This is a genomic window from Achromobacter spanius, assembly GCF_029637605.1.
GTDB lineage: Bacteria > Pseudomonadota > Gammaproteobacteria > Burkholderiales > Burkholderiaceae_B > Achromobacter > Achromobacter spanius_E.
In genome coordinates, this window is record NZ_CP121261.1 from 3,718,496 (window position 1) to 3,739,609 (window position 21,114).

The following is a 21,114-nucleotide window of genomic DNA, read 5'->3' on the forward strand; positions in this document are numbered from 1 at the left end:
ACACGACCTCTGACGAACCGGAGCACCGATGGCAATCAAGGCCGTGGCATTTGATGTGTTTGGAACATTGGTCCGCATCGAGCGGCCCACTCGTCCCTTTCGAAAGTTGGTCCGGCTATTACACGAAGCTGGCCGTCAGCGACAACGCGACGACGGTATTCGGGCAATGAGCAACGTGCTCGACCTTAGACAAGCGGCAAACTTGTTTGGCGGAATGGTCAGCGAAGAAGACCTATGCGCGTTGGAAGCCGAATTGCATGAAGAGATCCAATCTATCTCTCTCTTCGACGATGCCATTCCCACGATGGCGGCTCTAAAAGACCGGGGCATCAAAGTAGCGCTCTGCTCCAACCTTGCCGCGCCTTACGGGCCGCCGGTACTCAAGCTGTTGCCCGTCCAGCCGGACTTCTGCGCCTGGTCATACGAAGCCAGCGCCGTGAAGCCGCAGCCAGAAATCTATCAATACCTTTGTGATGGAATTGGCTGCCGACCCGAAGAGATTCTCATGGTGGGAGACACCATCGAAGCCGATATGGTCGGGCCTCGCAAATTCGGCATCCATGGATATCACTTGAACAGGCAAGCATCCACGCCAGCCAGCAGCGACTCTCTCCGCTCGCTAAGCGATGTACTCCATCTTATTTAATCGATTCGCGAGTTTTGTAGCCCGACATTTGCAGCGCCTTCCAGGCGCCCTCAACACTAGCGCCCCCCCGCCTCCTTAAGCCTTAGACGGTGCGCAGCCACCTTTGCGCGATTGCCGCAAACAGCCGTGCTGCACCATCTGCGTCGGTGGCCGCGCGTGTGGTCGGCGAATATCAATGTGCAGTGCTGGCCCTCGCACGCCTTCACATTCGAAAAATCTTCTTCGCACACGAACTTGGCAAGCGCTTCGCCAATCGGCAGTAGCAAGGATTCCGGCGAGCGCCAGCGGCGCGTCATGCGCCACTCAAGCGAGTGGCCGGCACCGGAGTCGTGGGCCACGATCTGCCCAAACCCTTCGTCTCGTTCCAGCAATCGGTTCAACGGCGCCAACTGCTGAATATCCGCGACCTCGAGCGGCTGTCCTTTACGGCTCAGCACAAATTCCCTGAACCACTCCCGCAGGCTTCGGGCCTGCGCCGCGACGCTATCGAGCTCGCCGGGCATGGCCTCTGCGCGCAGCGTATCCAGCGTGCTTGCAGGCACAAGGCCCGCTTGCTCTATCCACGCCAAGAAGCCGCTACCGCTGTCTATCCAGTCGATCTGCACATCGGTCGGCGTGGCGATGGAGTTGAGGAAATCAAGAGCCATTGCATCGGCAATGAATATCGCGGGCGAGCGGTGAAGGCCCATGTCAGCACCTCGTGACAGCCCTGGGATGAACCCGGGCGGTTGGTAACTTATAAAAAACAGGTTGACAGGTTACCACCAGCATTAGTAACCTTGCAAACAGGGTTGGTTAGGTTACTAATGCCAGAACCTAGGTTTGGGGAAAGACGCGGCAATACAAGCTGAACAAACTCTGAACCTCAGGCCAAAAAGCCCTTCCGACAGACGAACCACACACCCAATAGATAACCTATTAAGACCGCCCATACCTGTCACCCAAAAGGAAAATACCATGTCGAAAATCTCATACCGCTTTGCCAACGTAGATGGCTTGAACGTTTTCTATCGTGAAGCTGGCGCTGTCGGCGCGCCCAAGCTCTTGCTGCTGCATGGCTTCCCCAGCTCGAGCCACATGTTCCGCGACCTGATCCCGTTGTTGGCGGACCATTTCCACATTGTTGCGCCCGACCTTCCTGGCTTTGGCCGTACGGATATGCCCTCGCGCAATGACTTCAACTACACCTTCGACAACATGGCGAATGTCATTGACCGGTTTACGGACGTGGTGGGGTTTGATCGCTATGCAATGTACGTATTCGACTATGGCGCGCCTACCGGTTTTCGCTTGGCGGTGAAGCGGCCGGAACGCATTAGCGCAATCATTTCCCAGAACGGCAATGCGTATGAAGAAGGGCTGAGCGAAGGCTGGAATCCGATTCAAGCCTACTGGCGCGATCCGTCGGAAGAAAACCGGGCGGCGCTACGCCCCCTGCTGGCGCCCGCAACGACGTTGTGGCAATACACGCACGGCGTGTCCGATGCGACCGCGGTATCCCCGGATGGCTACACGCTGGATGACTTCTATCTGGCTCGCCCGAACGCCGATGAAATCCAGCTCGATATATTCGGCGACTACAAAAGCAACGTTGCGCTGTACCCCACTTTTCAGGCGTATTTCCGGACGCATCAGCCGCCCTTCCTTGCGGTGTGGGGCAAGAACGATCCGTTTTTCTTGCCAGCAGGGGCCACCGCATTCAAACGGGACATTCCCGACGGGGACATTCGTTTCTTCGATACGGGTCATTTCGCGTTGGAAACCCACGCCGAAGAAATCGCAACGGCGATTCAGAGTTTCCTGGCTTCCCGCGCCTGAGCCTTGGACATCAGTGTGCAACGCAACGGCACGCTCATGGATTCGTCGGCGATGCTGCGCCATGGCGGGAAGGCCCGCCAGGCCAGCACGCCGACCCGCCTCGGAAACCGGCAATTGGTGCCTTACGCCATCGGCAAGTAGACTGCGCCTGTGGCCGACTGCACCGAGTGTCGAACTCCCCATCCTATGCCCCAACCCGACTGGTTAAGTCACCTTCTGAAAATGATCGTCGTTACCGGCCAGCTGGAATTCCGGTGCGCCTACGGCGCGCCGTGGAGCGTGGTGTACGACCAGTCCGCGCCACGAGAAATTCCCTATCACGTCGTGCTGAAGGGCCGCGCGATCCTCGAGGATCCAGGGGGCAATACGGTCGCGGAACTGGGCAGCGGCGACATCGTGCTGATGCCTCACGGATCCGCCCACGTGCTGCATGACGGCAGTGGACGCGTAGCGGCCCCCGCGCACAATCGCGAGGATTCAACGGGTTGGACAATCAGCGAAAACAACGGCACTGGCGAGCAACTGGACATGTTGTGCGGGCGCTTTTTCATAGCGCCTCCCCATGACAGGCTGATTCGCGATTACCTGCCCACGAAACTGATCGTGCGGACAGCGGATGGCGATAATGCGGCGAAAGCCGATCCCCCCTTGAATCACTTGGCGAGTCTGGTCGGCCTGATGCGCATGGAATCCGCCGAGGGCAAGCTGGGCGGGTACGCCATGCTCAACGCCTTGTCGTCGGCGCTGTTCACGCTTACCTTGCGCGCGGCCAGCGAGTCCGCGCAGGCTCCCGTGGGGCTGTTGGCCCTGGCTGGCCATCCCCGGCTGGCGCCCGCCATCTCGGCCATGTTCAGCGCGCCCGACAAGCCTTGGACCTTGCCCGATCTGGCCGGGCTTTGCAGCATGTCGCGCGCCACCTTCATGCGTCACTTTCAGGACAAGCTGGGGCGCTCAGCCATCGACATGCTGACGGACATCCGGATGAGCCTGGCCGCCAACGAGTTGAAGAAGCCGTCGATGACCGCTGAAGCCGTGGCCGAATCGGTGGGCTATCAATCGGTGTCGGCGTTTCGGCGCGTGTTCACCGAATGGATGGGGATGACTCCTGGGGAATGGCGCCGCTTGTCACAATCGACCAAGGAAGAGGCACGCTAGCGCGGGCTGCCGCATCCGGTCACGCTGAACGAGAGCCCATGGTTTGATCCTAATTAGGATTATTTTGATATTTAACAGACTCGAATGGATCGTTTTGCGGACGTAAAGTGGAGGCTCTTAACCACCACATTGAAGGAAACACCATGAGCCGCATCGCTATCCCCGCCATCGCAACCGCCACTGGCGCCACCGCCGACGTGTACGCCCAAGTCAAGAAAATTGCCGGTGGCTCCGTGCCCAATCTGTACGCCGCCCTGGGCCACCTGGCCCCGGCGACCCTGGGCGCAGTGCTCAACGCTGAAGGCGTGCTGGCGTCGAGCAGCCTGAGCAAGCAAGACCTCGAAACCATCAAACTGCTGGTCAGCGAACAGACCGGTTGCGATTACTGCGTGGCCGCTCACCACATGCTGGGCAAGATGGTTGGTCTGTCGGCCGATGCCTTGCGCGCCATTCGTGCGGGGCAGCCTACCGGTGACGCCAAGCGCGATGCCTTGATCCGTTTCGTGTTGAACGTACAGAACACCAGCGGCACCATCAACGAAAATGAATTCGCTGCGATTCGTGCCGCCGGCTACACCGACACGCAACTGGCCGAGATTTCGCTGGCGATCGCACTCACGATCTTCACCAATACCTTTAACCGTATCAACGACACCGACGTCGATTTTCCGGCCGCCCCGTAAACCGTCGTGCCGGGCGAGTGGTGATGCGCAACATCCCCTCGCCTGGCACTGACATGTCGCAACGCACGCCAACAACAGGGACATCATTCATGACCGCACAAGCTTTTGAATTTGACGGACCTCGCGGCTATCGGCTCGCGGGCCGGCTGGAACTGCCAGATGCCGAACCGCTAGGTTGGGCCATACTTGCCCACTGCTTTACGTGCGGCAAGGACAGCCTGGCGGCCAGCCGTCTGGCGCGAGCCCTGGCGGCGCGTGGCATCGGTGTACTGCGCTTCGATTTTGCCGGGCTGGGCAATAGCGGCGGAACTTTCGCGGACGCGACGTTCGCGGCGGACGTGGACGATCTGGTCGCGGCTGGCAACGCGTTGGCCCAAGACGGCAAGCTACCGGTCATTCTGATCGGCCATAGCTTGGGCGGAGCGGCTGCCTTGATGGCGGCCGGCAAGATGCCGGGCATACGCGCAGTCGCGACGCTGGGCGCGCCTTTCGACGTCAGCCATGTCCTGCATCAGTTTGATCCCGGGAGTCTCCAGGCCATCGAAGCGCAAGGGCAAGCCGAGGTCCTGCTTGGCGGCCGGCCATTCATCGTGCGCAAGAGTTTTGTCGACGACCTGGGGCAACACGATCTGGCGTCGCGGATCGCACAATTGCGAATTCCGCTGTTGATTCTGCATTCGCCGCTGGACGCAACGGTGGGCATCGAAAATGCCGGGCGCATATTCGCGGCCGCCAAGCATCCCAAGAGTTTCATTTCGCTGGACGATGCCGATCATTTGCTCACGCGCAGGGCGGACGCAGACTACGCCGCGGCGATGATCTCAACTTGGGCGAGTCGGTTTTTGCCTGAGCAAGGGTAACGCGGAGGCCTCTACGCCCCACAAACGGTCGCGCTGCTGGCAAACTAGCCAACCGGCATCCCGTTGATAAAAATCATCATGACCCCTGCATTGCTTCGGATAGGCTTATGCGCAATATGAAAGGCAAGTCCTCGTCCAACACGGAAGGCTATTTGTTTTCTGATCAGATAGGTCACCTGCTGCGGCGCGTCTATCAACGGCATACCGCGCTGTTTCAGCATTACATCCCTGACTCCCAGCTCACCGCCGCGCAGTTTGTCGTGCTGTGTTCGGTGCGGGACCACGGGGCAAGTTCGCTGGCTGACTTGGTCAAGGCAACTGTTATCGACCAGGCCACCGTGCGCGGCGTGGTGGACCGCTTGAAGCAGCGCGAGTTGGTGCAGGTAGACCACGACCCCGTCGATCGGCGCAAGGTAGTCGTGAGCCTGACGCCCGTTGGGCAGGCGCTGGTGCAAGAGATGGAACCGTTTGCCAAGCAGATCACCGAAAGCACCTACGGCAATCTGAACCCCGCCGAGCGTCTGGCGCTGGATTTTCTGCTGACCAAAATGCTGAACGGCGACGAACAGGTCTGAGCTGTTCGTCGCCGTTCTTGGCAACTGCGCCGCCGGCATTCATCCAGCGCCGCCGCGATTCACACCGCCATCAATCCAGCGCGCGATTACGCGATTCCACGTCCACCGACCCGATCGCGACGGCGCCTGCCAACAGCATGCTGGACAGCACCACCAGCGACAGCGTGAAGTGGCTGGTCATGATGGGTGCAATGATGGCCGGTGCGAACAGCCCACCAAAACGCGCCACGGCGCCCGCCATGCCCATGCCGCTGGCGCGCAGGTCTGTCGGGTAGACCTCGGGCGTGAAGGCGTACAGCGCGCCCCACGTGCCCAGCAGCGAGAAGCTCATCAGCAAGGTGGAACCGATCACCACGGCGGGTGCGGTGCCCAGGCTGTAGAGCATGCAGCCGACGGCGCTCAAGATCAGGAAGCCGATCAGCGTGGGCTTGCGGCCCCAGCGCTCCACGCCATAGGCCGACAGCGCAAAGCCTGGCAACTGCACCAGCGCCAACAGCACCAGGAACTCCTGGCCGCGCATGAAGGCGAAGCCGGCGGTGCTGAGTTTGATGGGCAGGTAGACGAACACACCGTAGTACGCGATGGAGATCAGCGCCCACGCCAGCAATAGCCCGATGCTGCGGCGGCGGTAGCTGGACGAGAACAGGGCGAATATGGATTTATGGACGGGCGTTTCCGGTTGCAGCTCGGGCACGTCGACGTCGCGGCGGTTCACGCGCGCCACCCGTTCAAGCACCTTGCGCGCCTGGTCTGACTTGCCGTTGCGGTTCAGGTACATCGGCGATTCAGGGATATAGAAGCGCAGCACCACGCCGATCAAGGCGGGCAGGCCGGTCACGAAGAAGATCACGCGCCAGGCATCGTCGCCCCAGGACACGGCCGCCAAGGCCAGCAGCGCCAGGAAAATGGTGCCCACGGCCCAGAACGATTCCAGCAGCACCAGCCAGCGGCCACGGCGCGCGCTGGGCAGGAACTCGGCCATCATCGTGTAGTCCACCGGCAGCGTGCCGCCCACGCCGATGCCCGTCAAAAAGCGCAGGAACAGCAGCCACGTGAACTCAGGCGCGAAGGCTGACGCCACGCCCGCGCAGGCGTCGATGACCACCGCAATCATCAACACCGGGCGGCGCCCGATGCGGTCGGCCATACGGCCGAACATGAAGGCACCGATCAGCATGCCGACGAAGAAGAGCGTGCCCGTTTGCAGTGCTTGCGGCACGGTGATGCCGAAGGTCTTTGCAATGGACGGCGCGGAAAAGCCGATGGACAGCACCTGCATGGCGTCGGCCATCCAGACCAGGCCAAATATCACGAATAGCCGGTATTGAAACTTGCCGACGCCCGCCACCTGAATGGCTTTGTCCACGGAAACCAATGAAGCTGACATAGATGAAACCCCTTGATGTGATCATCACTAAAGCCGCACGCGTTATGGCCGCGTTTTCCTTAATTCAGCTCCGCATGGTTGCGTAGCCGCTTAATCGTCGTGGTGGGATCGGGCCAGGCGTCTTCGTCCGGCGCAAAACGTTCCCGCAAATAGCCCAGCAGATCGGCGACCTGCCTGTCGTCCAGGCTGTCTTTGAAGCCCGGCATGTAGCCCAGCGCATCATCGGCGGGCTCCTGGATGCCGTGCAGGATCACCTGGATCAGGTTGTCCGGCGAGGCGGCATGCAGGTTGGTGTTGGCGCTTAACAAGGGCTTGGCGCCAAACAGCGTGGGTCCGCTGCCCGCTTCGTGGCAAACCGCGCAGGCGTTCTGATAGATGCGTTCGCCGTTGGCGCGTCGGCCTTGGAGGGAATGGATCGTTGGAGCGGCGGGCGCGGGCGATGCTGCCCGGGATGGAGAAGCCGGCGCCACAGGCGCGGCAGCGGGTTCGCCCTTCGGCTTCGGCAAATCCAGCAAGTACGTCGTGATGGCCTTCACATCGCTATCCGGCAATTCAGCCAGGCCATGGATCACCGGCGCCATCGGCCCGGCCGCCACGCCGTGGCTCGGTGAATAGCCGGTACGCAGATACTGGAATAGCTCATCGCCCGTCCAGGCACGCGCGCCACTGGCCAGTTGATTCAGGGCAGGGGCAGTCCAGCCTTCGGCTTCGCCACCGGCCAGGTAATGCACCCCCTTCTTCTCCGCGCCCAGGCGGTTGCGCGGCGAATGGCAGGCGGCGCAGTGGCCAACGCCTTCCACCAGATATGCGCCGCGCAACCACTGCGCGCTGCGTGACGGGTCCGGTGTGAAGGGGGTGGCGTCGTGAAACAGCGCATTCCAACCTGCCAGCAGTGGACGCATGTTGAAGGGGAAGGCCAACTGCGTTTTCGGCGGCTCGGACTTCACGGCGGGCTGCGACATCAGGTAGCCGTACAGCGCCTGCATGTCCGCGTCGCTCAGCTTGGCATAGGCCGTGTACGGAAACGCGGGATAGAGCTGGCGGCCATCCTGGTGCACGCCCTGGCGCATGGCGCGTTCGAATGCGGGGTAGGACCAGCGGCCGATGCCGGTGTCGTTGTCGGGCGTGATGTTGGTGGAATAGATCGTGCCGAACGGCGTGTCCAGCGCCAGCCCGCCCGCGTTGGCCTTGCCCCCTGGCGCGGTGTGGCAGGCGATGCAGTCCCCAGCGGCGGCGACGAGGCGGCCGCGTTCGATGGCGCGCATGGAATACAGGGAAACGTCGGGGCCTGCCGTGAGTGGCAACGCGGGCTTCAGCGGCCAGAGCGCGGCGGCGACGCCAGCAAGCCCTGCCATCCCGGCTGCCAGCCACATCCAGCCACGCGCCAACACACCACGACCGCGCGCTGGGCGTTGATCCGCCAATGCCAAGCGCAAGGATTCTGTGTCGAACGGCGCTTGCCGCAGGCGCACGCCGGTTGCGTTGTGGATGGCGTTGGCAATGGCGGCAGCAGCGGGCAAGGTGACTACGCCGTCCACGGCCAACTGCCCTTGCTTCACCACGCCATCCAGCGCGTTGGCCGTGGCGTCGCGCTGAACTATGCCGTCACCGCCTGCGTCGCGGCGCAACGCGATCGCAGTCTCGGCGTCGTCCTGTTGCGATGGACTCATCCAATCGTCAAAGGCCGGCGGCCGCGCCAGCAGGCGGCGGGCGTTGGCAAGCAGCCACGGGGTTTGTTGTTCGATCTCGGCCTGCATGGACGCAGCTTGCGCCGGTTGCAGGTGCTGGCTGTCGTGCCCCGCCACCACGCGCGTGACGTCGACATGGCCGGTCTGAGGCTGCACCGATACCTCGGTCACCCAGGCGCTCCACACCATGCGGGCGGCGCCATCGTCATCCACGCATTGCACCTGTGCGGTGGCAAAGCCCGTGCCATGCAGCAGGCCCGGGCGCGGCGCAGGGGCGTCGTCGGCGCGTGACGTTGCGCGGTCAATGACTTGTCGCGCGAGGTCTCGGCCCTTGCCTTCCGGCAAGTGTTCCAAGCGCCACGCGATGGGGTCTTTACCTTGAGCCAGCGCCGCTTCATGCCACTGGCTTTCTTGCGCGAAGACTTGCGCGGCGTTCAGTTCATCGACGCTTGCGCGCAACGGCGGCAGCGCGCGTCGGGACGACGTTACCGATGCGCCGCATACCGTCGCATACGCCGACGCGCTTGCCTGCCCGGGTTGGCTCAACAGCCGCGCCAGACTGGGGCGCACTGCCCAGGATGCCTCGGACAGCAGCGCCGCAACGCAACCATCGGCAACCGATTCAGGTTGCGGCGTCAAGGTAGAGGCGCTGGAGGGAGCAGCGTTCGAGGCAGCGGCGTTCGAAGCAACGGCGTTAGAGGCAACGGACTTGGACTCAGCACCAACGACCGGAACACGCAACACCAACTCATCGGCAACACCAGACTGGCAAGCCACGCACACCGGCCGGCCCACGGCCTGCGACAGCAGCGCGGCGTCGGCGGCGGCGTCCATCAAGTCCAGCGGATGCACCGCGTCCTGGCCTTCGGAGACCACGCCATCCACCGTGACATTGATCGTGTCTTCCGCTTGTTGCAGCAGCGCCGCCAGTTCGCGGTGGATCTGGGCTTGCGTGGCGGGCGTGCATCCCGGCAGCCACACGCTGGCGTGTCCGTTCAGCACCCATGCCGTCGCCCGTGTGCCGGCAGGCGGCTCGGATGACGGCAGGCGCATGCCATAACGAATCTGGTCCGGGTCAGCCGCCTCCGCGCGCGGGGTTTGGGCGACGTCCGACGCCTGCCACACGGGCGCCAAGGCCATGGCCGCCTGTCGCGCGTGAACCGGCGACACCGCCACCACACCGGCAAAGTGCATGCACTGCACCGCCATCACCACGCCGGCAAGCTCGCGGGCCTGATCCAACTCCACGTGCTGCAAGACACTGCCGCGATACCGCGCGCCATCCCACAGCACACCCGACGGGCGCAACGCCACGCCGTGCAGCAAGTCGGCGGGCAAGGCAGTGGGCAAACCCGCGTTATGGTGCGGCGACGCCAAGGTGTCCGAACTCATCGCGTGGATCCGCCGTCGGCAATGCCCACAACGCCTGGAACACCCACAGCACCGCCCCCACCCGCCGCTTGCGAGCCAGGCGCATCAGCCCCCTCTGCCCGCAAGCGAACCGCCCGCAACGCCGCCTGCATGATCTCCACGTGCGTGCCGCAGCGGCACAGATTGTGGTGCAGTTCACTGCGCAGCGCGTCTTCCGTGGGGTTGGGGTTACGGCGTAGCAGCGCCTCCACCGTCATGATCATGCCGTTCAGGCAATAGCCGCATTGCGCGGCCTGGCAGTCGATGAAAGCCTGCTGCGTCGTGCCCGGCTGCTCGCGCGTGCCCAAGCCTTCCAGCGTGACCACGGCACGTCCTTTCGCTGCCCGCACCGGGATCACGCAAGACCGCGCGGCCACGCCGTCGATCAGCACCGTGCATGCACCACATTCGCCCAAGCCACAACCGTACTTCGGGCCGTTCAGCGCCAGGTCATTGCGCAACACGTGCAGCAGCGCCGTGTCGGGCGCCGCGGGCACGTCGCACTCGCGTCCGTTCACGCTCAGGCGGATCGGAGGCGGGGTGCTGCTTGAATTGACGGTGGATCCCATGGCGTGTGGCGCGTGTGCGGGTTTTGAGAAGTACGAAGGTTGCCGCGACACGGGCCTAGGGGCAAGCCCCCACGCCCGCGCGGCGGACAGGTCGTCAGGCCGCGGCCCGCGTCTTGGGGTCTACCAGCGGTTCGTTAAACACGTCATAGCCAAAGCACCACGACGGGTCTTCATTCGTGCGCAGCCAGGTGTTGTCGTGCGAAATGCGCTGCACCTTGCTGGCGCGTTCCGCGCGGTTGGCCTCGTACAGCGCAAACGCCAGTTCGTGATTGTTCACGCCCACTTCCTTGAAGCAGCGCGCCAGCATGGCGCCGTCTTCAATGGCCATGGCCGCGCCTTGCGCCATGTGCGGCTTCATGGGGTGGCAGGCGTCGCCCAGCAATACCAGACGGCCACGGCTCCACAGCGGCAAGGGGTCACGTTCCAGCAGCGACCACTTGGTCACTTCAACCGTGGCGTCGATCAGCGCCTGCACGGTGGGGTGCCAGCCGCTGAAGGCTTCGCGCATTTCGTCCTTGCTGCTGGGCAGCCAACGGTCGTTCAAGTCCCAGTGTTCCACCGGCACGCCCGTCACGTAATAGAGCTCGTCGGCCTTGCTGGTGACGAAGTAGACCATCATGTGACGGTCATCGCTCCACCATTTGACGCAGGAATCGAACGGCAGCATGCCCGGCTTGGTCTGCGGCGTGGGGAACACGGCGCGGTGCGCCAGGTAGCCGGCGTACTTGGGCAGCTCGGGCCCCAGCAGTTCTTCACGAATGCGGGAATTGACGCCATCGGCGCCGATCACGATGTCAGCCTCTTCAGAGGTGCCATCGGCAAAGTGCATGACGACCACGTCGCCGCGATCTTCCACGCGGGTCAGGCTCTTGTCATAGGCCAGCACGCCCTTGGGCAAGGCGTCGATCAGCAAGGCGTGGAAGTCGCCCCGGTGCACGGTGAGGTACGACGCGCCGTATTCCTTCACGGCGTAATCGCCCAGCGGAATCTGCGCCAGGATGTCGCCGGTTTCCCAATGACGGCTGTACCAGAAGTCCGGATGCGAGCCTTGTGCATTGAGCGCGTCTTCGATGCCGATGCGCCGCAGAATCTTCATGACGTTCGGCCCCACGTGGATGCCGGCCCCCAGCCGCGAAAAGCCGGGCGCCTGCTCGTAAACGCGGACGTTCAGCCCTTCCTTGAGCAGCAGCGCAGCGGTGGCGGCGCCGCCAAGGCCCGCGCCGACGATGGCGATACGAGGGGATGTAGACACGGAACTTCTCCTTGCTGGATAGTGAAAGACTGGGAAAGCGAATTCTTGAAAATTATGACGTACACGCTTAATTTATGAATACAGAAATTTTCGATCCAAGCGTAAACCCCAAGACGCATCACCAAAACAGTGCATATTTTTCACATCATTAGGTGAAAACCACTACGGAAACCGGGCTGGTCATCTGCGTCGCTCTTTGCAAGAATAGAGCGTATACGCTTCTTTTGAATTTATCGAAAACCCTAGGCCCGTCCCTTTTCAAGGCTTCTCCATGACGAAGACATTCCGAATCGGCCAGATCGTTCCCAGCTCGAACACCACGATGGAAACCGAAGTGCCCGCCATGCTGACGGCGCATTCATCGCTACGCCCCAGTGACCGCTTCACTTTCCATTCCAGCCGCATGCGCATGAAGAAGGTGCAAAAGGAAGAGCTGGCCGCCATGGACGCCGAAAGCGACCGCTGCGCGCTGGAACTCAGCGATGCGCGCGTCGACGTGCTGGGCTACGCCTGCCTGGTGGCCATCATGGCGATGGGGCGCGGCTACCACCGCGTGTCGCAAAAGCGCCTGACCGAGCGCACCGCTGAAAACGGCGCGTCGGCGCCCGTCATCACCAGCGCCGGCGCGCTGGTCGACGCGCTGCACGTCATGGGCGCGAAGAAGATTGCGCTGGTGGCGCCCTACATGATTCCGCTGACCGAACTGGTCATGGATTACATCGCCGCCGAAGGCTTTGAAATTGTGGACTGGCGGGCGCTGGAAATTCCCGACAACCTGGACGTGGGCCGCCACGACCCCGCCAAGCTGCCCGGCATCGTCGCCGGCATGAACGTGGCCGACGCCGACGTGATCGTGCTGTCCGCCTGCGTGCAAATGCCGTCGCTGCCCGCCGTCTCGCAAGTGGAAGCCGAAACCGGCAAGCCCGTGCTCACCGCCTCCATCGCCACCACCTACGCCATCCTGAAGGAACTGGGCATGGACCCGGTGGTACCCGGCGCCGGCGCCCTGCTCTCGGGCGCTTACCCCTATTCCAGGAACGCACAATGACCCAAGTCGCCAGCACCTACCTCTATGGCGGCCACGTGCACGCCAACGGCATCCGCCAGCACTACCTGCGCTATGGCGGCACGGCGGGCGAACGCGCCGGCCGCCCCGCCGTCATCCTGATTCCCGGCATTACCAGCCCCGCCGTTACCTGGGGCTTTGTGGCTGAACACCTGGGCCGCCAGTTCGACACCTATGTGCTGGACGTGCGCGGCCGTGGCCTGTCGGCATCCGGCCCCGAGCTGGACTACGGGCTGGACGCGCAAGCCGCCGACGTCACGGCGTTCGCGCAGGCGCTAGGGTTGACGAACTACGCGCTGGTGGGCCATTCCATGGGCGGCCGCATCGCCGTACGCGCCGCGCGCAGCCAACCCGAAGGCCTGGCGCGTCTGGTCATCGTGGATCCGCCCGTCTCCGGCCCGGGCCGCCGCGCCTACCCGGCCAACCTGACGTGGTACGTGGATTCCATCCGACAAGCCACGCACGGCATGACCGCCGAAGCCATGCTGGCCTTCTGCCCCACCTGGACCGAAGCCCAGCGCCAGTTGCGCGCACAATGGCTGCACACCTGCTTTGAACCCGCCATCGTGCAGAGCTTTGAAGACTTTGGCCGCGACGACATCCATGCCGATTTGCCCGCCATCAAGATTCCGCTGTTGTTGATGACCGCTGAAAAAGGCGGTGTGGTCGGCGACGACGACGTGGCCGAATGGCAGGGGCTGGCGCCGCAGACGCAGCACGTGCGCGTGCCCGGCGCGGGCCACATGATTCCTTGGGACAACGAAGCCGGCTTCTACGCGGCCTTTGGCGACTTCCTTGGCAGCAAGGTCGACTGAAACACCACTTCCTCAATCCGCTGATTCAAGGAGCCCGCCATGTCCGTCAGCGATATCGATTTGATCCACGCCTGGAAGCAGGTGCTGACGCTGTCACGGCTTGAAGCCGGGCAGATCGTCACCGTGCTGACCGGCGCCGACACGCATCCGCAAACGCTGCGCTGCGCGATTGCCGCCGCCACCGACCTGGGCGCCCGCGTCAACCGGCTGGACCTGCCGCCCGTCAACGCCGAAAAATCCATCAGCCGCGATGCGCTGGCCTACCTGGGCGCCACCCCGCTGACGGGCAACCCGGCCGCCATCGCGGCGCTTAACGCCAGCGACCTGGTGCTGGACCTGATGACGCTGCTGTTCTCGCCCGAGCAGCACGAAATCTTGCAGACCGGCACCAAGATCCTGCTGGCCATCGAGCCACCCGAAGTGCTGTGCCGCCTGGTGCCCACCGAAGCCGACCGTGCGCGCGTGCAGGCTGCCGCGCGCCGGATTGAAGCGTCCAAGCAGATGCACATCACGTCGGCCGCTGGCACCGACCTGCGCTGCGAGCTGGGCGAATTCCCCGCTATTTCCGAATACGGTTTCGTGGACGAACCCGGCCGCTGGGACCACTGGCCCAGCGGCTTCGTGCTGACCTGGCCCAACGAAGGCCACAGCAATGGCCGCGTGGTGCTGGACCGGGGCGACATCCTGCTGCCCATGAAAGACTACGTGACCGACCCGATCGAACTGGTCATTGAAAACGGCTACGTCACCCGCATCAACGGCGGCTTGCAGGCCGACATCCTGAAGGAATACATGGCGGCGTACGAAGACCCCGAAGCCTATGCGGTGTCGCATATCGGCTGGGGCCTGCAACCGCGCGCGCAGTGGTCGATGCTGGCGCACTACAACAAGGAAGCGCACATCGGCATGGACGCGCGCGCTTTCGAGGGCAATTTCCTGTGGTCCATGGGCCCCAACAATGAAGCGGGCGGCAGCCGCACCACCGCCTGCCACATCGACATCCCCATGCGCCATTGCAGCGTGGCGCTGGACGGCCAGGCGGTCGTGACGCGCGGCGTGGTGCAAGACGAACCCGGCCTGGCGCACGCCGCCCGCCGCAAGGACAGCAAATGAACGCCTCAACCCAAACCATCCCCACCGACGCCGTCACGGGCGATATCTCCGCCTATTCACGCCAGGGCTTTGGCACGCCGCTGCCGCTGAAGGCGCCCTTTGGCTTGTTGATTGTCGATTTCGTCAACGGCTTCGCCGACCCCGCCGTGCTGGGCGGCGGCAATATTCCGGAGGCCATTGCGCAGACGCAGCATCTGCTGGCCCACGCGCGCGCCCAGGGATGGCCGGTGGCGCACAGCCGCATCGTGTTCTCGGACGACGATGCCGACAGCAACATCTTCTGCCTGAAGGTGCCCGCCATGCTGGCCCTGAAAGAGCACAGCCACAACAGCGCCATCGTGCCCGAACTGGCCCCCGCGCCCGGCGAATACGTGGTGCGCAAGAGCACCCCGTCCGCCTTCTTCGGCACCATGCTGGCGCCCTGGCTGGCGCAGCGCGGCGTGCAGACTTTGTTGGTGGCGGGCTGCGTCACCAGCGGCTGCGTGCGCGCCAGCGTGGTGGACGCCATGCAGGCAGGCTTTCGGCCGCTGGTGGTGTCGGACTGCTGCGGCGACCGCGCCCTGGGTCCGCACGACGCCAACCTGTTCGACATGGCGCAGAAGTACGCCGCCGTCATGCCCTTGGACCATGCGCTGGCCGAAACGCGCGCCTTGGTGGATGCCCCAGTGCCGGCCGCCCGCTAACGGCGACATAATCCTCCACCAGCCCGACCCCTGCTTCCGTCATGACCCTGCCCCCGCCCCACCACCTGCCTGGCGCGCTGCTCGCGCACCCCGACGCCTTGCTCGTGGTGCGCGAGCCCTCGGCGCCGCCCAAGCCGGCGCCGGGTCAGCCAGGCAGCGCGTCGGACTACGTGCAGGCCACGCCCGAGATCTTCATTGCCATCGTGCGCGATGCCGGCTTGGTGGCGGGCGACACGCCATCGCCCGGCTGGCGCGTGCTGGCCTTCAACGGCCACGTGGACCTGGGCACGGGCATCCGCACGTCGCTGGCGCAGATCGTTGCCGAAGAGCTGGACGTGCCGCTGTCGCGCCTGGACATGGTGCTGGGTCATACCAGCGCCGCGCCCAATCAGGGCCCGACCATCGCCAGCGCCAGCATCCAGATTTCCGCCGTGCCCTTGCGCCGCGCCGCCGCGCAAGCGCGCGAGCACTTGCTGATGCTGGCGGCGCGGCAATGGGACCTGCCGCGTGATGCGGTGCAAGTGCGCGATGGCGTGGTGCGGCCGATTGCGCGTTCCGAAGTGCAGCCTGAGATGCGGCCCGAGATGCGGTCTGAGATGCAGCCCGAAATGCGGCCTGGGCCGCAGCTTGCAGCGCAGCCCACCCCCGACGACGATACACGCCAACTGCACTACGGCCAGTTGCTCGCCGGCCAGCACATCCGGCTGACCCTGGCGTCGCCCGACCAAGCCGTGCCCCTGAAGCCCGCCAGCGAATACCGCATCGTCGGCCAAGGCGTGGCGCGCGTGGACATACCCGCCAAGGCCACCGGAGAACTCAGCTTCGTGCATGACGTGCGCGTGCCCGGCATGCGCCATGGCCGCGTGATTCGACCGCCGCATCCGGGGCGCGACGCCGGCAGCTTCATCGGCCATTGCCTGATCGACGTGGACCGCGAGTCCGTCGCGCATCTGCCCGGCAACGTGCAGGTGGTGGTGCAAGGCGACTTCGTTGGCGTGGTGGCCGATCGTGAAGAACAGGCCATTGCCGCGATGCGTGCGCTGAAGGTGCGCTGGAAGCCCGTGCCGCCCGCGCCCCAACTCGACGACCTGGCCGCCGCCATCCGCGCGAACCCGGCCCAAGCACGGCCCCTGATCGAAGAAGGCGATGTGGATGCCGCCTGCACACAGGCCGCCACGCACTTGCGCCGCCGCTACGTCTGGCCCTATCAGATGCATGCGTCCATTGGCCCGTCTTGCGCCGTGGCCAACTTTACTGACGGCCGGCTCACCGTGTGGACCGGCACGCAGAACCCGCACATGCTGCGCACCGATCTGGACCGGCTGCTGAACCTGGGCGAAGGCCAGATCGAGCTGGTCCGCCTGGAAGCCGCCGGCTGCTATGGCCGCAACTGCGCGGACGACGTCTGCGCCGACGCGGCCCTGCTGTCCATGGCCGTGGGCGCACCCGTACGCGTACAACTTACGCGCGAACAAGAACACCAGTGGGAACCAAAAGGCACCGGGCAGTTGATGGACGTGGCCGCCGCCATCGACGCGCAAGGCGAGTTGCTGGCGGTGGACTTTGCCGTGCGCTACCCGTCCAACGATGCGCCGCTCTTGGCGCTGTTATTGACGGGCATCGTCTCCGGCGAGCCGCGTACGCTGGAAATGGGCGACCGCACCGCCGCGCCACCCTACCGCTACAAAAACCGCCGCGTGGTCTGCCACGACATGCCGCCGCTGGTGCGCTCGTCGTGGTTGCGCGGTGTGTCGGCCTTGCCCAACTCCTTCGCGCATGACTGCATGATCGACGAACTGGCCGAGGCCGCCGGCGCGGACCCGGTCGCGTATCGCTTGCGCAATCTGGACGATGCGCGCGCCATCGCGCTGATCGAAGCCACCGCCGCGCGGGCGCAGTGGCGCCCAGGTATGCCTGGCAGCCGTGGGAAGCCGGATGCCGATGGCCTCTTGCATGGCCGAGGCATCGCCTACGCACGCTATGTCCACAGCAAGTTCCCCGGCTTTGGCGCCGCCTGGGCCGCCTGGGTCATCGACCTGTGCGTGGACCCGACCACGGGGCGCGTGCGCGTGGAGCGGATGGTGGTCGGCCAAGACACCGGCATGATCGTCAACCCGGACGGCGTGCGCCACCAGATTCACGGCAACGTCATCCAGACGCTCAGCCGCTGCATGCTGGAAAAGGTGGTCTTTGATGAAGCGGGCGTCGCCAGCCGCGAATGGGGCGGCTACCCCATCATCGGCTTCAAGGATGTGCCCGCAATCGATGTGCTGCTGATGCCACGCCAAGACGAGCCGCCGATGGGCGCGGGGGAATCCGCGTCAGTACCCGGCCCCGCCGCCATCGCCAACGCCCTGTTCGACGCCACTGGCAAGCGCTTCTATGAAGCGCCCTTCACGCCGGAAGCCGTGCGCGCCGTGCTCGTGGCCTGACTGATACCGCGTCCATGAGCGACATCAACATTCTGGTGCTGCGCCAAGCGCTTCAATGGCATCAGGCCGGCATGCCGGTGTGCTTGTTCACCGTGGCGCGCACCTGGGGCTCGTCTCCCCGGCCCGTGGGTTCCATCATGGCGATGAGCGCGCAAGGCAAGGTGGCGGGGTCCGTGTCGGGTGGCTGCATAGAAGACGATCTGGCCGACCGTATCCCGCACGTGGACCACGGCAACCCTGTGCCCGAGGTCTTGCGCTACGGCGTGCAGGCCGACGACGCCCGGCGCTTCGGCATACCCTGCGGCGGCACGATTGAGTTGGTCAGGGAATGCATCGGCGCGCATAGCCTGCTGCCGGAACTGCTGGATGCCTGTGTTCAACGGCGCTGCGTGACGCGCACGCTGAACCTGTCGTCCGGGCAGGTGACATTGCAAGCCCAGCCGCCCGACCGCGCGCTCAGGCTGGCCGACGCCACGCTGTCAGCCACCACGCTGATCACCCGCTTCGGCCCCACGGCACGTCTGATCGTAATTGGCGCGGGCGACACCAGCCGATATCTGTGCCAGATCGCGTTGACGCTGGGGTTTGAAATCATCGTCTGCGACCCGCGTGAATCGCATCAAGAAAACGGACTGCAAGACCACTGGGAACAAGCCGGCATCACCTTCACGCGCGAAATGCCCGACGACCTGATTCTGCGCCTGCGGCCCGACGCACGCACCGCCGTCGTCGCCCTGACGCACGATCCCAAGCTGGATGACCTGGCGCTGATTGACGCTTTGCAGTCCGATGCGTTCTATATCGGCGCAATCGGTTCCCGCAAGAACAGCGACAAGCGCCGTGCGCGCTTGCGTGACTACTTCGACTTAAGCGAGGCCGAGCTGAACAAGCTGCATGGCCCCGCTGGCGTGTTCATCGGCAGCAAGACGCCCGCCGAAATCGCCTTGTCGATCATGGCCGAAATGGTGGCCGCGAAAAACGGGGTGGACCAGCCACCCCTGCAAAACGTCTCCGACGGCAAGGCGCGGCTGGTGCGGGAAAGCGTCTAGACGCTGTCCAGCCCCGCCCGGTCCACCGCTGCCGCCGCGGCTTGCGCGGCCTGCGTTTCCTCGATGAAGACGGGCGCGCACAATCCCGCCACCAACGCCGCCAGATCGCGATCAGCATGGTCATACGCCTTGCGGCCGGCCAGCAGGTTCAGCGATCCAATCACCCGGCCCTGATAGCGCACCGGAATATTGAACGCGGAATGCAGCCCGCGCTCGATCAGCATCGGCGCTTCGGAAAACACCGAGCGCACGTCGTCCTCGTTGCTGGCGACGTATAACTGGCCTTCTTCCAGCACATGACGCGACCACGGTCCGTTGCCCGTGGCCTTGAAGCCGCCCAGCGGGCTGATGCTTTCATTGGAGGTATACAGCCGCTTCATCAGCCGATGTTCTTCCAGATACAGCAAGGCGGTGAATAGCTGGTGCCCGAAGGCCTCTTCCAGCATGGCCGACACCACCTGCCATTGCGCGGCGCGGTCACCGGCTTGCGCCAAGGCGCGCGCATGCGCCGCCCAGGGCGCCAACGTGGATGCTTGCGTCATCAGTGAATCGCCTCAAGCACCACGCCGCGCGTGTTCTTGCCGAAGAACAGAATGCCCAACCCGCCCACCATCAAGATGGCCGTCATCATGGCGAACACACCGGCAAAGCCCAGCACCGGATACGCCACGCCCACAATGGTGGGCGATGCAATCGACCCAATCCGCGCAAAGGCCGATGCCGCGCCCATGCCGGTTGCCCGGATCGACGTCGGGTAGATCTCGGCGGTATAGGTGTACTGGCCCGCAATCACTCCATTCATGCCGAACGACAGCAGCATGCTCAACATGATGATCTGCTGCTCGCCGCTGGCCAGCGCCAGGCCCAATGCAGACAGGCACGACAACAGCATGTACGCCAGAATCGTGTACTTGCGGCCGATCTTGTCGTTGAAGTACGCGGCGGAGAAATAGCCGGGAATCTGCGACAGATAGATCAGGATGGTGTACGAAAAGCTCTTGGTGATGGTGAAGCCGCGCTCGACCAGCAAGCTGGGAATCCACACCAGGAAGGCGTAGTAGCAGAACAGCACGGTGATCCAGAACACCCACACCAGCACCGTCGTGCCCAGATAGGTTTTCGAGAACAGGGACGTCAGCTTTTCCATCGCGCTTTGCGGGTTTTCCGCGGCGGTGGCGGCACGGCGCGTGGCAACGGGCTTGGGCAAGGGCCGGCCCAGCTTTTGCTGCACTTCGGCTTCAATAGCCGAGCAGATGCGGTCGGCTTCGGCGGTCTGGCCGGTGTGCTCCAACCAACGCGGCGACTCGAACAGCGACTTGCGCCACCACAGCAGGAACACCACCGGGACGGACGCGATGATCATGATCCAGCGCCAGCCGTCATCGCTCATGGGAACAATGAAGTACCCCAGCAACGCCGACAATACGAAGCCAAACGAGAAGAAACCCGCCAGCGCGCCCGTGAAGCGGCCACGATATTTGCTGCTGACGAACTCCGCCAAATACGGCGCAATGATGGCGCCTTCCGCGCCCATGCCGATGCCGGCGATCATGCGCAGGATGTAGAACTCGTGGTAGTTGCGAGCGAAGGCGTTGATGAACGTGGCCACGCAGAACAGCATCAAGGCCCACATCATGATCTTCTTGCGGCCGTAGCGGTCGCCCAGAATGCCCGAGAACAGCGCGCCCACCAGGAAGCCCACGTAGGTGCTGCTGGCAATCCAGCCGATCTCGCCGGTGGACAGGCCCCATTGCGTGCGCAAGGACGGGATGATGAACGCGATGATGCCGGCGTCCAGTGCTTCAAACGCCAGCCCCAGGCCGCCGATCATCAGCAAGCGGAAATGGAAGCTGGAAAACGGTAGCCGCTCCAGGCGGTCCGATACGGAATACATGGTGAAGATTTCCGGAAGT

At 64.0% G+C, this 21,114-nt stretch carries 20 protein-coding genes; 13 read left to right on the forward strand and 7 right to left on the reverse strand.

Features of this window, described 5'->3' with window-relative positions; translation table 11 throughout:
• Window positions 1–28 precede the first annotated feature (28 nt).
• Window positions 29–646 (forward strand): HAD family hydrolase, encoded by a 618-nt coding sequence (locus P8T11_RS16570; RefSeq protein WP_268080942.1) that lies wholly within the window; start codon window positions 29–31, stop codon window positions 644–646.
• Window positions 647–702: 56 nt separating this feature from the next.
• Here the strand turns inward: P8T11_RS16570 and P8T11_RS16575 are convergent, their stop codons facing one another.
• Complete coding sequence (locus P8T11_RS16575; RefSeq protein ID WP_268080941.1) at window positions 703–1,335, reverse strand: CGNR zinc finger domain-containing protein; 633 nt, start codon at window positions 1,333–1,335, stop codon at window positions 703–705.
• A gap of 268 nt (window positions 1,336–1,603) precedes the next feature.
• On the opposite strand from P8T11_RS16575, the gene P8T11_RS16580 reads away from it, so the two are divergent.
• The 6 genes from P8T11_RS16580 (at window position 1,604) to P8T11_RS16605 (ending at window position 5,737) form a co-directional block, all read left to right on the forward strand.
• A complete protein-coding gene (locus tag P8T11_RS16580) occupies window positions 1,604–2,464 on the forward strand; it encodes an alpha/beta fold hydrolase (RefSeq protein WP_268082339.1) in 861 nt (286 codons plus the stop codon).
• 3 nt (window positions 2,465–2,467) lie between these two features.
• Complete coding sequence (locus P8T11_RS16585; protein WP_268080940.1) at window positions 2,468–2,605, forward strand: hypothetical protein; 138 nt, start codon at window positions 2,468–2,470, stop codon at window positions 2,603–2,605.
• Window positions 2,606–2,650: 45 nt separating this feature from the next.
• Window positions 2,651–3,619: an AraC family transcriptional regulator gene (locus P8T11_RS16590; protein WP_268080939.1), complete on the forward strand. Its 969-nt coding sequence runs from the start codon at window positions 2,651–2,653 to the stop codon at window positions 3,617–3,619.
• Window positions 3,620–3,762: 143 nt separating this feature from the next.
• Complete coding sequence (locus tag P8T11_RS16595; protein ID WP_268080938.1) at window positions 3,763–4,302, forward strand: carboxymuconolactone decarboxylase family protein; 540 nt, start codon at window positions 3,763–3,765, stop codon at window positions 4,300–4,302.
• Window positions 4,303–4,391: 89 nt separating this feature from the next.
• Window positions 4,392–5,162: an alpha/beta hydrolase family protein gene (locus P8T11_RS16600; protein ID WP_268080937.1), complete on the forward strand. Its 771-nt coding sequence runs from the start codon at window positions 4,392–4,394 to the stop codon at window positions 5,160–5,162.
• A 107-nt stretch (window positions 5,163–5,269) separates the two neighbouring features.
• Window positions 5,270–5,737, forward strand: a complete 468-nt coding sequence (locus P8T11_RS16605) for a MarR family winged helix-turn-helix transcriptional regulator (protein WP_050445665.1) — start codon at window positions 5,270–5,272, stop codon at window positions 5,735–5,737.
• 70 nt (window positions 5,738–5,807) lie between these two features.
• Here P8T11_RS16605 and P8T11_RS16610 read toward each other — a convergent pair whose 3' ends face one another.
• From P8T11_RS16610 to P8T11_RS16625, 4 genes are all read right to left on the reverse strand, one after another.
• Complete coding sequence (locus tag P8T11_RS16610; RefSeq protein ID WP_268080936.1) at window positions 5,808–7,124, reverse strand: MFS transporter; 1,317 nt, start codon at window positions 7,122–7,124, stop codon at window positions 5,808–5,810.
• A gap of 59 nt (window positions 7,125–7,183) precedes the next feature.
• Complete coding sequence (locus P8T11_RS16615; RefSeq protein ID WP_268080935.1) at window positions 7,184–10,204, reverse strand: cytochrome c; 3,021 nt, start codon at window positions 10,202–10,204, stop codon at window positions 7,184–7,186.
• A complete protein-coding gene (locus P8T11_RS16620; protein WP_268080934.1) occupies window positions 10,201–10,791 on the reverse strand; it encodes a (2Fe-2S)-binding protein in 591 nt (196 codons plus the stop codon). Before P8T11_RS16620 ends, P8T11_RS16615 begins: the two co-directional genes overlap by 4 nt.
• Window positions 10,792–10,885: 94 nt before the next feature.
• Window positions 10,886–12,043, reverse strand: a complete 1,158-nt coding sequence (locus tag P8T11_RS16625) for an FAD-dependent monooxygenase (RefSeq protein WP_268080933.1) — start codon at window positions 12,041–12,043, stop codon at window positions 10,886–10,888.
• Window positions 12,044–12,314: 271 nt separating this feature from the next.
• Here P8T11_RS16625 and P8T11_RS16630 point away from each other — a divergent pair, with 271 nt between their 5' ends.
• Genes P8T11_RS16630 through P8T11_RS16655 form a run of 6 tightly spaced genes read left to right on the forward strand, consistent with a single transcriptional unit; the run spans window position 12,315 to window position 19,201 of the window.
• Complete coding sequence (locus P8T11_RS16630) at window positions 12,315–13,091, forward strand: maleate cis-trans isomerase family protein (protein ID WP_050445660.1); 777 nt, start codon at window positions 12,315–12,317, stop codon at window positions 13,089–13,091.
• Entirely contained in the window at window positions 13,088–13,924 is an 837-nt protein-coding gene (locus P8T11_RS16635) for an alpha/beta fold hydrolase (RefSeq protein WP_268080932.1), read from the forward strand. The genes P8T11_RS16630 and P8T11_RS16635 overlap by 4 nt, the downstream gene beginning before the upstream one ends.
• A 39-nt stretch (window positions 13,925–13,963) precedes the next feature.
• Window positions 13,964–15,037, forward strand: coding sequence for a 2,5-dihydroxypyridine 5,6-dioxygenase (locus P8T11_RS16640; RefSeq protein WP_268080931.1), 1,074 nt, complete (start codon window positions 13,964–13,966; stop codon window positions 15,035–15,037).
• A complete protein-coding gene (locus P8T11_RS16645; RefSeq protein WP_268080930.1) occupies window positions 15,034–15,720 on the forward strand; it encodes an isochorismatase family protein in 687 nt (228 codons plus the stop codon). The genes P8T11_RS16640 and P8T11_RS16645 overlap by 4 nt, the downstream gene beginning before the upstream one ends.
• A 41-nt stretch (window positions 15,721–15,761) precedes the next feature.
• Window positions 15,762–18,152: a xanthine dehydrogenase family protein molybdopterin-binding subunit gene (locus P8T11_RS16650; RefSeq protein WP_268080929.1), complete on the forward strand. Its 2,391-nt coding sequence runs from the start codon at window positions 15,762–15,764 to the stop codon at window positions 18,150–18,152.
• 14 nt (window positions 18,153–18,166) lie between these two features.
• On the forward strand, window positions 18,167–19,201 hold the full coding sequence (locus P8T11_RS16655) for an XdhC family protein (RefSeq protein ID WP_268080928.1): 1,035 nt from the start codon (window positions 18,167–18,169) through the stop codon (window positions 19,199–19,201).
• Here P8T11_RS16655 and P8T11_RS16660 read toward each other — a convergent pair.
• Complete coding sequence (locus P8T11_RS16660) at window positions 19,198–19,743, reverse strand: GAF domain-containing protein (RefSeq protein ID WP_268080927.1); 546 nt, start codon at window positions 19,741–19,743, stop codon at window positions 19,198–19,200. The two genes, P8T11_RS16655 and P8T11_RS16660, sit on opposite strands and share 4 nt — an antisense overlap.
• A complete protein-coding gene (locus tag P8T11_RS16665) occupies window positions 19,743–21,095 on the reverse strand; it encodes an MFS transporter (protein WP_268080926.1) in 1,353 nt (450 codons plus the stop codon). The genes P8T11_RS16660 and P8T11_RS16665 overlap by 1 nt, the downstream gene beginning before the upstream one ends.
• Between the last annotated feature and the right edge of the window lie 19 nt (window positions 21,096–21,114).

What these genes read in the sequence shown, in the direction of transcription:
- P8T11_RS16570 (WP_268080942.1), top strand. Translation starts at nt 29, where the DNA reads ATGGCAATCAAGGCCGTGGCATTTGATGTGTTTGGAACATTGGTCCGC.
- P8T11_RS16605 (WP_050445665.1), top strand. Translation starts at nt 5,270, where the DNA reads ATGCGCAATATGAAAGGCAAGTCCTCGTCCAACACGGAAGGCTATTTG.
- P8T11_RS16615 (WP_268080935.1), bottom strand. Translation starts at nt 10,204, where the DNA reads ATGAGTTCGGACACCTTGGCGTCGCCGCACCATAACGCGGGTTTGCCC.
- P8T11_RS16600 (WP_268080937.1), top strand. Translation starts at nt 4,392, where the DNA reads ATGACCGCACAAGCTTTTGAATTTGACGGACCTCGCGGCTATCGGCTC.
- P8T11_RS16660 (WP_268080927.1), bottom strand. Translation starts at nt 19,743, where the DNA reads ATGACGCAAGCATCCACGTTGGCGCCCTGGGCGGCGCATGCGCGCGCC.
- P8T11_RS16580 (WP_268082339.1), top strand. Translation starts at nt 1,604, where the DNA reads ATGTCGAAAATCTCATACCGCTTTGCCAACGTAGATGGCTTGAACGTT.
- P8T11_RS16650 (WP_268080929.1), top strand. Translation starts at nt 15,762, where the DNA reads ATGACCCTGCCCCCGCCCCACCACCTGCCTGGCGCGCTGCTCGCGCAC.
- P8T11_RS16665 (WP_268080926.1), bottom strand. Translation starts at nt 21,095, where the DNA reads ATGTATTCCGTATCGGACCGCCTGGAGCGGCTACCGTTTTCCAGCTTC.
- P8T11_RS16635 (WP_268080932.1), top strand. Translation starts at nt 13,088, where the DNA reads ATGACCCAAGTCGCCAGCACCTACCTCTATGGCGGCCACGTGCACGCC.
- P8T11_RS16595 (WP_268080938.1), top strand. Translation starts at nt 3,763, where the DNA reads ATGAGCCGCATCGCTATCCCCGCCATCGCAACCGCCACTGGCGCCACC.
- P8T11_RS16645 (WP_268080930.1), top strand. Translation starts at nt 15,034, where the DNA reads ATGAACGCCTCAACCCAAACCATCCCCACCGACGCCGTCACGGGCGAT.
- P8T11_RS16630 (WP_050445660.1), top strand. Translation starts at nt 12,315, where the DNA reads ATGACGAAGACATTCCGAATCGGCCAGATCGTTCCCAGCTCGAACACC.
- P8T11_RS16610 (WP_268080936.1), bottom strand. Translation starts at nt 7,124, where the DNA reads ATGTCAGCTTCATTGGTTTCCGTGGACAAAGCCATTCAGGTGGCGGGC.
- P8T11_RS16655 (WP_268080928.1), top strand. Translation starts at nt 18,167, where the DNA reads ATGAGCGACATCAACATTCTGGTGCTGCGCCAAGCGCTTCAATGGCAT.
- P8T11_RS16640 (WP_268080931.1), top strand. Translation starts at nt 13,964, where the DNA reads ATGTCCGTCAGCGATATCGATTTGATCCACGCCTGGAAGCAGGTGCTG.
- P8T11_RS16575 (WP_268080941.1), bottom strand. Translation starts at nt 1,335, where the DNA reads ATGGGCCTTCACCGCTCGCCCGCGATATTCATTGCCGATGCAATGGCT.
- P8T11_RS16620 (WP_268080934.1), bottom strand. Translation starts at nt 10,791, where the DNA reads ATGGGATCCACCGTCAATTCAAGCAGCACCCCGCCTCCGATCCGCCTG.
- P8T11_RS16590 (WP_268080939.1), top strand. Translation starts at nt 2,651, where the DNA reads ATGCCCCAACCCGACTGGTTAAGTCACCTTCTGAAAATGATCGTCGTT.